Genomic DNA, 12,090 nt, shown 5'->3' with positions numbered 1-12,090 from the left:
GAGCTGGTGCAGAAGGCCGGGCCAGGGCCCGGCGAGTCGAAAAGCGGGTCAGCGAGTGCCGTACACCACCATGGTCTTGCCTTTGACTTCGATCAGGCCTTGCTCTTCCAGGCTCTTGAGCACGCGGCCGACCATTTCGCGAGAGCAGCCGACAATGCGGCCGATTTCCTGGCGGGTAATCTTGATCTGCATGCCATCGGGGTGCGTCATGGCGTCGGGCTGTTTACACAGATCAAGCAGGGTGCCGGCCACGCGACCGGTCACATCGAGGAAGGCCAGATCGCCGACCTTGCGGGTAGTGGCGCGCAACCGCTCGGCCATCTGCTTGCCGACCGCGTAGAGCAGATCGGGATCGCGCTGGGTGAGCTCGCGAAACTTGGGATAGGTGATTTCCGCTACTTCGCATTCGGTCTTGGCGCGTACCCAGGCGGTACGATCGTGTGGGGCAGGGGTCATGTCGAACAAGCCCATTTCGCCGAAGAAATCGCCCTGATTCAGATAGGCGATGATCATTTCGCGGCCTTGGTCGTCTTCAATCAGGATAGTGACCGAGCCCTTGATGATATAGAACAGACTGTCGGACTGATCGCCGGCGTGAATGACTGTGCTGCGCGCCGAAAAGCGGCGGCGATGACAATGCGCAAGGAATGCATCGAGATTTTTTATTTTAGGTGTCAGGGTGATCGAAACCATTAAACGTGTCCTGGCCATATTCGCGCAAACCGAAGATGCGGGGCATCCGTGTCAGCCTCAGGTCGAGGCCAATCGGGATTATGTCCAGTTTTTGCGGCTATGACCAGTGCAGCAGTCTGCCGTGTGATGGCTGTGGTATTCTGCGCCTCCTCTGAGCTGATTGAGCGGCGGGTGTGATAGATGAAAGCGCATATCAAGTGGGTTGACGGTGCCATGTTTTTGGGCGAGTCCGGCAGCGGCCATACGGTGGTCATGGATGGTCCGCCAGAGGCCGGCGGGCGCAACATGGGCATACGCCCCATGGAAACCGTGCTGGTCGGCCTGGGTGGGTGTGCCAGCTATGACGTGGTGAGCATTCTGAAGAAGGCGCGGCAGGATATTCGCGATGTGCACACGCTGCTGGAAGCCGAACGCGCCGAGACCGAGCCCAAGGTGTTCACCAAGATCCACCTGCGTTTTGTGGTGACCGGCAAGAATCTGAAAGAAGCCCACGTCAAACGTGCGGTCGAGCTGTCGGCCGAGAAGTACTGCTCGGCTTCGATTCTGATGGAGCGGGCCGGCGTCGAGATTACCCACGATTACGAGATCGTTGAAATCGACTGAGCGGTATAGGTTGACCGCTGTGGCACATTCGGCCTGACGAATGGCGACTCAGGCCCTTATGCCGGGCTGCGCAGTGGTTACCATGACGCATGAAGCAGCCGCTTGGCGGCTGCAGTCATTCCATTGGATAGGAACAAGACAATGCGCGTGGTTTTTCTCGCCGGTAAGTTACTGACCCTGGCATTCTGGCTGGTGGTACTGCTCAGTCTGCTGGAACTGCTCCAGGTCCCCAACCCTGAACGACTCAAGTGGCTGGCGCTGGCCGTACTGCTGGTTCACCTGTTCGAATGGTTGCTGGTGGGCAAACAGCTGAAGAAACTGGGCTCCCCGCTCAAGCAGTTCGCCCTGGTGATGCTGTTTGGCGTTTTTCATATCAAGGCGCCCGATACGCGCCGGGCGGTCGCTCAGGCCTTGTAGGCCACCTTGGTCATGACCTTGGAAAGCAGGGTCATGGCTTGCTTGACCGGGGCCGGGAATATGGCTCCGCCGGCTTCCAGGGCCTGATTGCCGTGTTCGATCTCGTCCTCGCGCATTTGCTCGAGAATGGCCCGAGATTTGATGTCTTCCTCCGGCAGTTGCAGCAGATGCTCGTCCAGGTGGCGTTCGACTTGCTGCTCGGTCGCTGCCACAAAGCCCAGGCTGATGCGATCGCTGATTAGCCCGGCCGCGGCGCCCATGCCAAATGACAAGCCGTAGAACAGCGGATTGAACACACTGGTGCGGCTGTTGAGCTCGGTCAGGCGCTGCTCGCACCAGGCCAGGTGGTCAATCTCCTCGGCGGCGGCATGCTCCATTTTCTCGCGCACATCGGGTAGCTTGGCGGTCAGCGCCTGGCCCTGATAGAGCGCCTGCGCGCAGACTTCACCGGTGTGGTTGATGCGCATCAGACCTGCTATGTGCTGGCGCTCCTGCTCATCCAGCGGCACATTGGCCAGATGTTGCGCCGGTGACGGCCGGTTGGGCTGGGCAGCGCCGGGAATAAGCGTGCGCAATGACTGATCGGCCTGATTTAGCAGGCGGTCCAGAAAGCTGTAGTGGCGTGTTGTGCTCATGTGCTGTCCCTCGTTGGCGAGTTCACAGTATTGAAGAAACGGCTATGCGGCGCTGACCTGGATCAAGCTTCAGCCCGGAGGCCAGCTCATTTGCCGTTGCCCCAATACATGCAGATGAATATGGTAGACCGTCTGGCCGCCCTGTTCGTTGCAGTTGAAGACGGTGCGAAAGCCGGCTTCACAACCGAGTTCGCGGGCCAGTTTCTGCGCAGTGAAGACCATATGGCCGACGGTAGCGCTGTCTTCTGCGGTCATGTCACCCAGGGTCGCAATGTGCTTTTTGGGGATGACCAGAAAGTGGACCGGAGCTTGGGGGTTGATGTCATGAAAGGCGAAACACTGCTCGTCTTCGTATATCTTCTTGGACGGTATCTTGCCGTCGAGGATCTTGCAGAACAGACAATCCACACGAAGCTCCTTGGAATGACAGTGGATGGGTATCCGGGCTCTATGTGCCCAGTGTAACGGTAGCGCGGTAGAATGGCACTAGCCTCGGCCGTCGCGGCCGACTGCGTGGCCAAAATCTGAGCGGAAGGGAGTCTGTGCGTGAAAAACGATATTCATGATTTGGCGCTGGTACTGGATTCGCGGGTGCGTTTGGTCGTCATCGAATCCTGGGAAGAGGCGCGCGTGCTGCAAACCATAGGCACGCTGGCCGTGCGCCGTGCGCAGACCTGGTACACCTGGAATCATATCGATGGCCTCAGCCGCCTGGGTTTTGGCACTGACATGGACGCCGAGGCGGACACCCGCAACCCGGAGACGGCGCTGGAGCAGATTCGCCGTGAGGGCGAGCCTGCGCTTTATGTATTCTGCGATCTGCATCCCTTTCTCGACTCGCCGCGCATTGTCAGGCTGCTGAAAAGTCTGGCCATGGGCAGTGAAAAGATGGCGCCCACCTTGATACTGGTCAGTCACGCGCTGGCGCTCCCGGCAGAGCTGAGCCGGTTGGCGGCGCGTATCAGTCTGAGCATGCCCTCCGATGAAGAGCTCGCCGCCATTGTGCGCGACGAAGCCACGCGCTGGAGCGAGCAGAATCGCGGCGAGCGCGTGCGCACCGACAATCTGACCCTGCAGAAGGTGGTGCGCAACCTGCGCGGTACTACTCACGAAGAGGCGCGTCGGCTGGCGCGCAACCTGATTGTTGATGACGGTGCCATCACCCAGGAAGATCTGCCCACGTTGAACAAGGCCAAGTTCGAGCTGCTGGATATGCAAGGCGTGCTCAGCTATGAGCAGGAAACTGCGCATTTTGCCGATGTCGGCGGGCTGTCGCAGCTCAAGCGCTGGCTCACCGAGCGCGAGGCCGCGTTCAACGGCAAAGCCAGCATCGCCGATATTCCACGCGGCGTGTTACTGGTCGGCGTGCAGGGGGCCGGCAAGAGCCTGGCAGCCAAGGCAGTCGCGGGTCTTTGGGGGCTGCCTTTACTGCGGCTGGACGTGGCCGGGTTGTACAACAAATACATCGGTGAAACCGAGAAGAACCTGCGCGATGCGTTGCAGCTGGCAGACGCACTGCAGCCCTGCGTGCTCTGGATCGATGAGATAGAAAAGGGGCTGGCGCCCGACACCAGCGATCAGGGTGTGTCGCGCCGTCTGTTGGGTACGCTGCTGACGTGGATGGCCGAGCGGCGCTCGCGAGTTTTTCTGGTGGCCACGTCCAATGATGTCAGTCAGCTGCCGCCGGAGTTGATTCGCAAGGGCCGTATAGATGAGCTGTTCTTTGTCGACCTGCCCCAGGCTGAGGTGCGCGGCGAGATCTTTCGCATCCATCTGGCCAAACGCGAGCTGGCGCCGGAGCACTTTGACCTGCCGACGCTGGCCCAGGCGAGTGAAGGATTTTCTGGCGCGGAAATCGAGCAGGCGGTGGTCAGCGCCGTTTACAGCGCTGCCGCCGGGGAACAGGCGGTGAGCGATAGCCATCTGCTGAAGGCGCTGAATGAAACCTCGCCGCTGTCGGTGGTGATGGCCGAGAAGCTGAACGCATTGCGCGCCTGGGCTCAGGAGCGCGCGGTGCGGGCCGACTGAACGGCTAGAAGGGTTTGACCACTACCAGTATCACTATGCCCACCAGAGCCAGTACCGGCGCTTCGTTGAACCAGCGGTAGAACACGTGGGAGCGGGTGTTAGCGTCCTCGGCAAAACGCGTGCGAATTCGGCCACACATGTGGTGGTAAATCACCAGCAGCGCGACCAGCGTCAGCTTGGCGTGCATCCAGCCTTGGCTCAGCAGGCCTGGCGCCAGGTAGAGCATCCAGCCGCCGAGCAGTAGAGCGACTACCATCGAGGGGTTCATGATGCCGCGCAGCAGCTTGCGTTCCATGACCTTGAAACGTTCGATGCTAGTGTCGTCTGTCGCCTGGGCGTGATAAACAAACAGGCGTGGCAGATAGAATAGCCCGGCGAACCAGGTAATAACGGCCATGATGTGAAAGGCCTTGATCCACAGATACACGCGATGCTCCTCCGATGTTGGGGCTGCGCGCTGGTAATTTCTGTCAGCGCTTTTATCATAGGGTGCCGTTGTGCTTATCCCGCCTGGCGGTAGCGCGGCGCTGGCCATTCAAACACCATTCAACCGTATTCAGGAAGTAACGATGATCAAAGTAGGCATTGTAGGCGGAACCGGTTACACCGGGGTAGAGCTGCTGCGGCTATTGGCCCAGCATCCCGAGGCGCATGTCGAAGTCATCACCTCCCGATCCGAGGAAGGTGTCTGCGTCGCCGACATGTATCCGAATTTGCGCGGACACTACGACAACCTGCGCTTCAGCGTGCCCGATGTGTCATTGCTGGGAGCCTGTGATGTGGTGTTCTTCGCCACGCCGCACGGCGTAGCGCACTCTTTGGCGGCGGAGCTGCTGCTGACGGGGGTGAAGATTATTGATCTGTCTGCGGACTTCCGCCTGCGCGACCCGCAGGAGTGGAGCAAATGGTACAACCAGCCGCACGGTGCGCCCGAGTTGCTCGGCGAGGCGGTATACGGCTTGCCTGAAGTCAACCGCGCGGCCATCAAGCAGGCGCGTTTGATTGCTGTGCCAGGCTGTTATCCCACCGCGACACAGTTGGGTTTCCTGCCGCTGTTGGAGTCTGGCCTGGCTGACCCGGCGCATCTGATTGCCGACTGCAAGTCCGGCGTCAGCGGCGCTGGTCGCGGCGCCAGCGTGCCTTCATTGTTCTGCGAGGCAACCGAAAGCATGAAAGCCTACGCGGTGGCTGGGCATCGGCACCTGCCAGAGATTCGCCAGGGGTTGCAGTTGGCCGCCGGCCAGCCGGTGGGGCTGACCTTTGTGCCGCATCTGACACCGATGATCCGTGGCATCCACTCATCGTTGTACGCCACTGTGGCGGACACCAGCGTCGACCTGCAGGCATTGTACGAAGCGCGCTACGCCGATGAGCCCTTTGTTGACGTGATGCCTGCCGGTAGTCATCCAGAAACCCGCAGCGTGCGCGGTGCCAACGTGTGTCGGATCGCCGTGCATCGCCCGCAGGGCGGTGACAAGGTGGTGGTCCTGTCGGTTATCGACAATTTGGTCAAGGGCGCTTCCGGTCAGGCAGTGCAGAACATGAACATCGTTTTCGGGCTCGATGAGCGTGCAGGTCTGGCACACCCAGCCTTGATGCCCTGATGATTGACTTCAAGCGCCGCCGTCCGCTGCGAGAGCACAGCGTGACCATACATCCGCGCGACACCAAGGCGCTGCGGCGCTGGAAGCGAGGTGTGATCATACTGCTGCTGATGCTGGTGCCAGTCAGCGCGTGGCAGGGCTGGGAAGCAGCGCAGCGAGCACACCAGCCACAGGAACTGGAGCGCCAGGCCCTGGTTGAACGCCAGGCGCAGCTGGTCAGGGAAGTCGAAGAATGGCGGCAGCGCTATCATCAACTGGAGGTGGACTTGCTGGTCGCTAAGGATGCTGCCGTAGAGGGGCGCGAAACGGTTCACGAACTAGAGGCGCAGCTCTTCAAGGTTCAGCAGAGCCTGGCCCAGTATCAAGGCGTGCTGGCGCCAAGCGCCATGGCGCCGGGTCTGCGCATTCAGGCTTTTGAGTTGCACGGCACGGAAACGGCCAACGTTTTCCGTTATAAAGTGATGGTCAGTCGGGTCGGCAATGAAAGTGACACCGTACAGGCAAGGTTGCAGGTGCATGTGGTGGGTGAGCAGGACGGTAAACCGGCCACTCTGGGCCTCGATGCCTTGAGCGGGGCTACCGATGAAAACGGGCTGGCGCTGGACTTTCGCTATTTCCAGGTGGTGCCTGCCAATAGCGAAGAGGCCACATTGACGCTGCCTGAGGGTTTTGTGCCGCAGCAGGTCAAGCTCATCGCCAGCAAAGATGATACAACCCTGGTCGAGCAGACGTTTGATTGGACAGTCACAGGAGCGACACCCTGATGTGGGGAGCGAACAAGCACAAGAAAGCTGACATCAGTCAGTTCGGCGGCAAGACGACCATCATTGCCCAGGAAGCCGAAATTACCGGCAACATGCGTTTTTCCGGCGCGGTACAGATTGATGGACGGGTCATTGGTGACATTCACGCCGACGAAGGCCTGGTCAGAGTCAGCGAGCATGGCTACGTGCAGGGTGTGATCAAAGCGCCTCACGTGCTGATCAACGGTCAGGTGAACGGCGATGTGCATGCACTGGAGCATCTGGAGCTGGATGCCAAAGCGCGTATCAACGGGGATCTGCATTACCGCTTTATGGAGATGGTAATGGGTGCGCAGATCAGTGGTCAGCTGCGCTATCTGGATCAGGGGGCCGAGCAACCACTGGTCCTGGATCAGGAGCTGCTGCTTGATCCGGAGAATAGTTGACCAAAAGACTCGGGAAAACGGATAATGGCGGCATTGTTGTGCTGCGGCACCTGCTGCTGGAGGTTGTATGTCTACCGCTGAAGTCTATGTTCCCACCCCGCTAATCTTTAGTGATAACGCCGTGAGCAAGGTACGTAACCTGATTGAAGAAGAGGGTAACGAGCGCCTGAGTCTGCGCGTTTTTGTCACCGGTGGCGGCTGTTCCGGCTTTCAGTACGGCTTCACATTTGATGACGAACTGGCCGAGGACGACACCATTGTCGAGCGTGAAGGGGTCAAGCTGATTGTGGACCCGATGAGTTTCCAGTACCTGGCTGGCTCCGAAGTGGACTACCAGGAAGGGCTGGAAGGTTCGCGCTTTGTTATCAACAATCCCAACGCCGCTACTACCTGTGGCTGCGGATCGTCCTTCTCGATCTGATCGGGGTAAATCTGCGCAGCCACGCCGGATAGCTACGCCGGGTATAGGGCCCCCAGAACCCGTGTGCCTCGAGCGCCGGTGACGCTGGGCAGGTTGCCCGGCTGCCTCTGTTCAAAGCGCCAGGCCAGCCACGCAAATGCCATAGCCTCCATCCAGTCAGGATCCACACCGAGCGTTTGGGTAGTTGTTACCTGTTGCTGCGGCAGCAAGTGCTGCAGTTGCTCCATCAGCAGCTGGTTGCGAGCGCCGCCGCCGCATACATAGATCGCGCTGCTATCACTGGCCACCCGCACAACACTGCGCGCGATGGAATGGGCGCTTAATGCCAGTAGTGTCGCCTGTACATCTTCTGCCGCAGGGGCTGAGGTGAGCGCGGACAAGAGCTGGTTGACCCACCGCAAATGGAAATACTCACGTCCCGTGCTCTTGGGGCCGGTGCGGCAAAAGTAGGCGTCGTTCAGCATCGCCTGCAGAAGCGGGTCAATTACCCTGCCCTGGCGAGCCCAGTTGCCTGATGCATCAAAAGGCAGGCCCCTGTGCTGCTGAATCCAGCTGTCCATCAAGGCGTTGCCGGGGCCGCTATCGAAACCCTCTGGAGCCTGGCTGGGGCGCATTATCGTGAGATTGGCAAAGCCACCAATATTGATCAGCGTGCGGGTGCGTATCGGGTCGCTCAACAGCCAGTGATGAAAAGCGGGCACCAGTGGCGCGCCTTCACCGCCGGCGGCAAGGTCCCTGCTGCGGAAGTCACTGATCACGCTGACGCCGGTGCGTTCGGCCAGTAGGGCAGGCGCGCCGATCTGCAAGCTGAAGCCAAGCTCCGGATGATGGCGGATAGTCTGTCCGTGACTGCCGATCGCTCGTACGTCCGAAGCGGCCAACCGGTTTCGCTGTAGGAGCTGCTGCACACCCTCTGCTGCCAGCATGGCCCAGCGGTTTCCAGCCTGTCCCGCCCGCACCAGTTCTTCTGGGCCGGGCGTGCAAAGGTCAAGAAGCTGCTGCTTCAAGTCATCGGGAATGTTCAGGCAAAGGGCGTCGAGGCATTGAGCCTGCTGGCGTTCGGGGTGGAAGCGGGTAAGGGCTATGTCGATACCATCCAGGCTGGTGCCTGACATGATACCGACATACAGGGCAGGCAATTACTGCTCCAGCGCAGCGATCTGTGTGGTGCGGTTCTGGTCCATGCTGGCCATCAGTTTGTTGCTGATCCCCAGGAAGGCCGTGCGCTCACGTTGCGGAATTGGGTCCGCAACCGGCAGCTTTACGCCCAGCGGATCCACGTGACGGCCGTCTACACGAAACTCGTAATGCAGGTGTGGGCCGGTAGCCAGGCCGGTCATGCCCACGTAGCCAATGATTTGCCCCTGAGTCACGTTGGTGCCGGCGCTGATGCCGCGTGCAAAGCGGCTCATATGGCCATAGAGGGTTTGATACTTCTGCCCATGTTGAATGACCACGGCATTTCCGTAGCCGCCCTTGCGTCCAGCGGAAACCACGCGGCCATCGCCGGTGGCCTTGATTGGTGTGCCCGTCGCGGCAGCGTAATCCACGCCCTTGTGCGCCCGAATACGGTTCAGCACGGGATGCAGGCGTCCAGGGTTGAAGCGCGAGCTGATGCGTGCGAAGTCGACCGGGGTACGGATAAACGCCTTGCGCATGCTGGTGCCGTCGGCGCGGTAGTAGCTGGTGAAGTTGTTCTTGTCTGTGTAGCGCACGGCTGTGAAGGTCTTGCCGCGGTTGACGAAGCGGGCTGCCAGAATGTTCTTGCTGCCCACTACTTTGTCACCGACGCGCAGTTCTTCGAACAGTACCTCGAAGTGATCGCCCTTGCGAATGTCACGAGCAAAGTCGACATCGTAGCCAAAAATGCCCGCCATCTGCATCGTCAGGTTGTGGTTCAGGCCAGCATGTTGCGCAGACAGGAACAGGGAGCTGTCGATGGTGCCTTGAACATAACGCTCGCGGACGTCCGGTTCGATCAGTTCCTTGCTGAAATTGTAGCCGTCTTCCGTATGGTCGATACGGATGGTTTCCAGATCGTTCAGCTTTGAGCGCATGGACAGCAGCACGCCCGGCGCAGCAGTTTGCAGTTCCAGCACCTGCCCCACGTTCAGGCGAGTAAAGCGCTTGGCATCGCTGCTGCTGTTGATCACCTCATGCAAAGTGCTGGCGCCTAGACCGGCTTTTTCGAACAGCACGGACAGGGTGTCGCCGCTATTTACGGTCAGACGCTGCCACTGAGGTCCACTCGCTTCGGCCTCGGCCACTTCGGCGGCCGGCAGCAAGGGTGTTGCGGGCTGGGTTTCACTCGCCTGTTTGGCGATATCCAGCGCCTTGGGCAATGTGACTGTTTCACTGACCATGGCGTCCAATTCCTGTTCGGAGGCCTGATCAATATTGGAATCAGAGGCTTGCAGCTCAAGTTGAACGAAAGTCTTCTTGGCTTCTACATCGGTGGTTGGAATAACGAGCAGGAAAATGCTCAGCGCTGCGGCGATTCCACTAGCGGCCACGAGGTGGCTTTTGGGGTATCGCGGTGACTTCGTATCTTGGGAACCCATAAGCGCTCTTGTATTAGATTCTATGTAAAGTGAACTAACTTGCTAAATTATAATTGAAAAGGCTGCTTGGCAAGTCTTTGCCGGACCCGTCTGTCAGATTTGCAGCGTCAACTTTGTGATCACGCTTTGTTGGCTCCCCGCCAAGCTTGTAATTGGCTATCAATGTTGTATGGTTTGTGCCCCTGATTTTCCCCTTATTTTCTATCTTGCAAGCACAGGATATCTGGATCTATGAAGCCCGTTGACGAGCAGTTGGCGCTGATTAAGCGCGGCGCCGATGAAATTCTGGTGGAGAGCGAGCTGCGCACCAAGCTCGAGCGCGGTAAGCCTTTACGTATAAAAGCCGGCTTCGACCCTACTGCTCCTGACCTGCACCTCGGGCACACAGTGCTGATCAACAAGCTGCGCCAGTTCCAGGATCTGGGGCATGAAGTGCTGTTTCTGATTGGCGACTTCACTGGCATGATCGGCGACCCTTCGGGCAAAAACGTGACCCGGCAGCCGCTTACTCGAGAGCAGGTAGCGGCCAACGCTGAAACCTATAAGGAGCAAGTGTTCAAGATTCTCGATCCGGCCAAGACCACGGTGATGTTCAATTCCACCTGGATGGACAAGATGAGCTCGGCCGAAATGATCCAGCTCGCGGCGAGCCATACAGTTGCCCGCATGCTCGAGCGGGATGACTTCGACAAGCGTTACAAGAGTGGCCAGTCAATTGCCATTCACGAGTTTCTTTATCCGCTGGTGCAGGGTTACGACTCGGTAGCCATGCGCGCCGATGTCGAGCTGGGCGGTACCGACCAGAAGTTCAACCTGCTTATGGGCCGCGAGCTGCAGCGTCAGTATGGGCAAGAGCCGCAAATTACCCTGACCATGCCGATTCTGGAAGGCTTGGACGGGGTAAAGAAAATGTCCAAGTCGTTGAACAACTATATAGGTATCAATGACGCGCCGGGCGAGATGTACAACAAGCTGGTGTCGATGCCCGATAGCCTGATGTGGCGTTACTTCGAGTTGCTCAGTTTTCGCAGTATGGAAGACATCGCTCAGCTCCAGGCCGATGTTGAAGCGGGTGCCAATCCGCGCGATATCAAGATCAAGTTGGCGGAAGAGTTGGTTGCGCGTTTTCATGGCGAGGAGGCGGCAGCCAATGCCCATCGCTCTGCGGGTAATAGACTGAAAGAGGGTGAGCTTCCAGCGGACCTGCCGGATGTGGCGATTGATGCTGATGAGGAGCTGCCTGTCTCGGCGGTGCTTAATCGGGCGGGCATGGTAAAGAATGCTGCCGCTGCTCGCGACCTGCTGGCTGCCGGCTCGGTGAAGGTGGATGGTGAAGTGGTCGACCGCGAATTCGTGTTCAAGCCCGGTGTTTCCTACGTCTGCCAGGCGGGCAAGAAAAAGTTTGCACGCATCCTATTGAAAAAGGCTTGACGGCCCTGCTCAAGTCTCTATAATTCGCCCTCTCGCTGAGCAGGAAGCTCCAAGTAAAGCGCTTATTAATCAATGAGTTAGCTTGAAATCAGGGGTTGACAAGCTGGCGAGATGGCGTAGAATGCGCCGCTCTGATTCGGGGCTGAAGTTAAGGTCTGAATCAGGTTGATGAGAAGCTCTCATCGAGTTTGACGGAAGGTGTTGACAAGGGGTTTAGCTCCTGTAGAATGCGCCTCCCTGACACGCAACGGCGAAGCCGGCGCGGGTCGCTCAAGCAGGTTTTGAAGCGGTTAAAAACTTCAAAAAAATGCTTGACGGAACAGAAGGTTAGCGTAGAATACGCGGCCTTGGTTAGGCGGAGACGCTGACCGAATCGCTCTTTAACAATTTGAATCAAGTAATTCGTGTGGGTGCTTGCTGAATGGATGTGATGATCCGAAAGATTATCAGCCAAGCAAGTTACTCTGTGAATTCTAGAGTTTTTTGTAAAGCTGAGCCAAGTTTAGGG

General features: G+C 58.6%; 14 protein-coding genes. 8 read left to right on the top strand and 6 right to left on the bottom strand.

Annotated features, from left to right (window positions below; genetic code table 11):
* Positions 1-48: 48 nt before the first annotated feature.
* The gene (gene crp / locus V7756_RS10560; protein WP_335610131.1) at positions 49-693 is read right to left on the bottom strand and encodes a cAMP-activated global transcriptional regulator CRP; all 645 of its coding nucleotides are present in this window, start codon (positions 691-693) and stop codon (positions 49-51) included.
* A gap of 180 nt (positions 694-873) precedes the next feature.
* Here crp and V7756_RS10555 point away from each other — a divergent pair, with 180 nt between their 5' ends.
* Entirely contained in the window at positions 874-1,296 is a 423-nt protein-coding gene (locus V7756_RS10555) for an OsmC family protein (RefSeq protein ID WP_335610130.1), read from the top strand.
* 141 nt (positions 1,297-1,437) lie between these two features.
* Positions 1,438-1,713 (top strand): DUF1145 domain-containing protein, encoded by a 276-nt coding sequence (locus V7756_RS10550; RefSeq protein ID WP_335610129.1) that lies wholly within the window; start codon positions 1,438-1,440, stop codon positions 1,711-1,713.
* Here the strand turns inward: V7756_RS10550 and coq7 are convergent.
* Positions 1,701-2,348 carry a 2-polyprenyl-3-methyl-6-methoxy-1,4-benzoquinone monooxygenase gene (gene coq7 / locus V7756_RS10545; RefSeq protein WP_335610128.1) on the bottom strand — a complete coding sequence of 216 codons (648 nt, stop codon included), beginning with the start codon at positions 2,346-2,348 and terminating at the stop codon, positions 1,701-1,703. The genes V7756_RS10550 and coq7 overlap by 13 nt on opposite strands.
* Before the next feature lie 69 nt (positions 2,349-2,417).
* A complete protein-coding gene (locus V7756_RS10540; RefSeq protein WP_335610127.1) occupies positions 2,418-2,756 on the bottom strand; it encodes a histidine triad nucleotide-binding protein in 339 nt (112 codons plus the stop codon).
* 138 nt (positions 2,757-2,894) lie between these two features.
* On the opposite strand from V7756_RS10540, the gene V7756_RS10535 reads away from it, so the two are divergent.
* Positions 2,895-4,376 (top strand): AAA family ATPase, encoded by a 1,482-nt coding sequence (locus V7756_RS10535; protein ID WP_335610126.1) that lies wholly within the window; start codon positions 2,895-2,897, stop codon positions 4,374-4,376.
* Positions 4,377-4,380: 4 nt separating this feature from the next.
* Here V7756_RS10535 and hemJ read toward each other — a convergent pair whose 3' ends face one another.
* Complete coding sequence (gene hemJ / locus V7756_RS10530) at positions 4,381-4,803, bottom strand: protoporphyrinogen oxidase HemJ (protein WP_335610125.1); 423 nt, start codon at positions 4,801-4,803, stop codon at positions 4,381-4,383.
* A 142-nt stretch (positions 4,804-4,945) separates the two neighbouring features.
* Here hemJ and argC point away from each other — a divergent pair, with 142 nt between their 5' ends.
* The 4 genes from argC (at position 4,946) to erpA (ending at position 7,590) form a co-directional block, all read left to right on the top strand.
* Complete coding sequence (argC, locus tag V7756_RS10525) at positions 4,946-5,980, top strand: N-acetyl-gamma-glutamyl-phosphate reductase (RefSeq protein WP_335610124.1); 1,035 nt, start codon at positions 4,946-4,948, stop codon at positions 5,978-5,980.
* Positions 5,980-6,744, top strand: coding sequence for a DUF6776 family protein (locus V7756_RS10520; protein WP_335610123.1), 765 nt, complete (start codon positions 5,980-5,982; stop codon positions 6,742-6,744). The genes argC and V7756_RS10520 overlap by 1 nt, the downstream gene beginning before the upstream one ends.
* On the top strand, positions 6,744-7,169 hold the full coding sequence (locus tag V7756_RS10515; protein ID WP_335610122.1) for a bactofilin family protein: 426 nt from the start codon (positions 6,744-6,746) through the stop codon (positions 7,167-7,169). Before V7756_RS10520 ends, V7756_RS10515 begins: the two co-directional genes overlap by 1 nt.
* 67 nt (positions 7,170-7,236) lie before the next feature.
* Positions 7,237-7,590, top strand: a complete 354-nt coding sequence (erpA, locus tag V7756_RS10510) for an iron-sulfur cluster insertion protein ErpA (protein WP_335610121.1) — start codon at positions 7,237-7,239, stop codon at positions 7,588-7,590.
* A gap of 32 nt (positions 7,591-7,622) precedes the next feature.
* Here the strand turns inward: erpA and V7756_RS10505 are convergent, their stop codons facing one another.
* Positions 7,623-8,729, bottom strand: a complete 1,107-nt coding sequence (locus tag V7756_RS10505) for an anhydro-N-acetylmuramic acid kinase (RefSeq protein ID WP_335610120.1) — start codon at positions 8,727-8,729, stop codon at positions 7,623-7,625.
* Positions 8,730-10,151: a peptidoglycan DD-metalloendopeptidase family protein gene (locus V7756_RS10500; protein WP_335610119.1), complete on the bottom strand. Its 1,422-nt coding sequence runs from the start codon at positions 10,149-10,151 to the stop codon at positions 8,730-8,732.
* A gap of 231 nt (positions 10,152-10,382) precedes the next feature.
* On the opposite strand from V7756_RS10500, the gene tyrS reads away from it, so the two are divergent.
* Positions 10,383-11,582, top strand: coding sequence for a tyrosine--tRNA ligase (gene tyrS / locus V7756_RS10495; protein ID WP_335610118.1), 1,200 nt, complete (start codon positions 10,383-10,385; stop codon positions 11,580-11,582).
* Positions 11,583-12,090 lie beyond the last annotated feature (508 nt).

The organism is Halopseudomonas sp., assembly GCF_036961105.1.
GTDB lineage: Bacteria > Pseudomonadota > Gammaproteobacteria > Pseudomonadales > Pseudomonadaceae > Halopseudomonas.
This window is presented reverse-complemented; position numbering and strand designations above follow the sequence as displayed.

Coding starts and splice junctions, on each gene's coding strand:
- V7756_RS10550 (WP_335610129.1), top strand. CDS start 1,438: ATGCGCGTGGTTTTTCTCGCCGGTAAGTTACTGACCCTGGCATTCTGG.
- erpA (WP_335610121.1), top strand. CDS start 7,237: ATGTCTACCGCTGAAGTCTATGTTCCCACCCCGCTAATCTTTAGTGAT.
- V7756_RS10520 (WP_335610123.1), top strand. CDS start 5,980: ATGATTGACTTCAAGCGCCGCCGTCCGCTGCGAGAGCACAGCGTGACC.
- V7756_RS10515 (WP_335610122.1), top strand. CDS start 6,744: ATGTGGGGAGCGAACAAGCACAAGAAAGCTGACATCAGTCAGTTCGGC.
- V7756_RS10500 (WP_335610119.1), bottom strand. CDS start 10,151: ATGGGTTCCCAAGATACGAAGTCACCGCGATACCCCAAAAGCCACCTC.
- tyrS (WP_335610118.1), top strand. CDS start 10,383: ATGAAGCCCGTTGACGAGCAGTTGGCGCTGATTAAGCGCGGCGCCGAT.
- argC (WP_335610124.1), top strand. CDS start 4,946: ATGATCAAAGTAGGCATTGTAGGCGGAACCGGTTACACCGGGGTAGAG.
- V7756_RS10555 (WP_335610130.1), top strand. CDS start 874: ATGAAAGCGCATATCAAGTGGGTTGACGGTGCCATGTTTTTGGGCGAG.
- crp (WP_335610131.1), bottom strand. CDS start 693: ATGGTTTCGATCACCCTGACACCTAAAATAAAAAATCTCGATGCATTC.
- coq7 (WP_335610128.1), bottom strand. CDS start 2,348: ATGAGCACAACACGCCACTACAGCTTTCTGGACCGCCTGCTAAATCAG.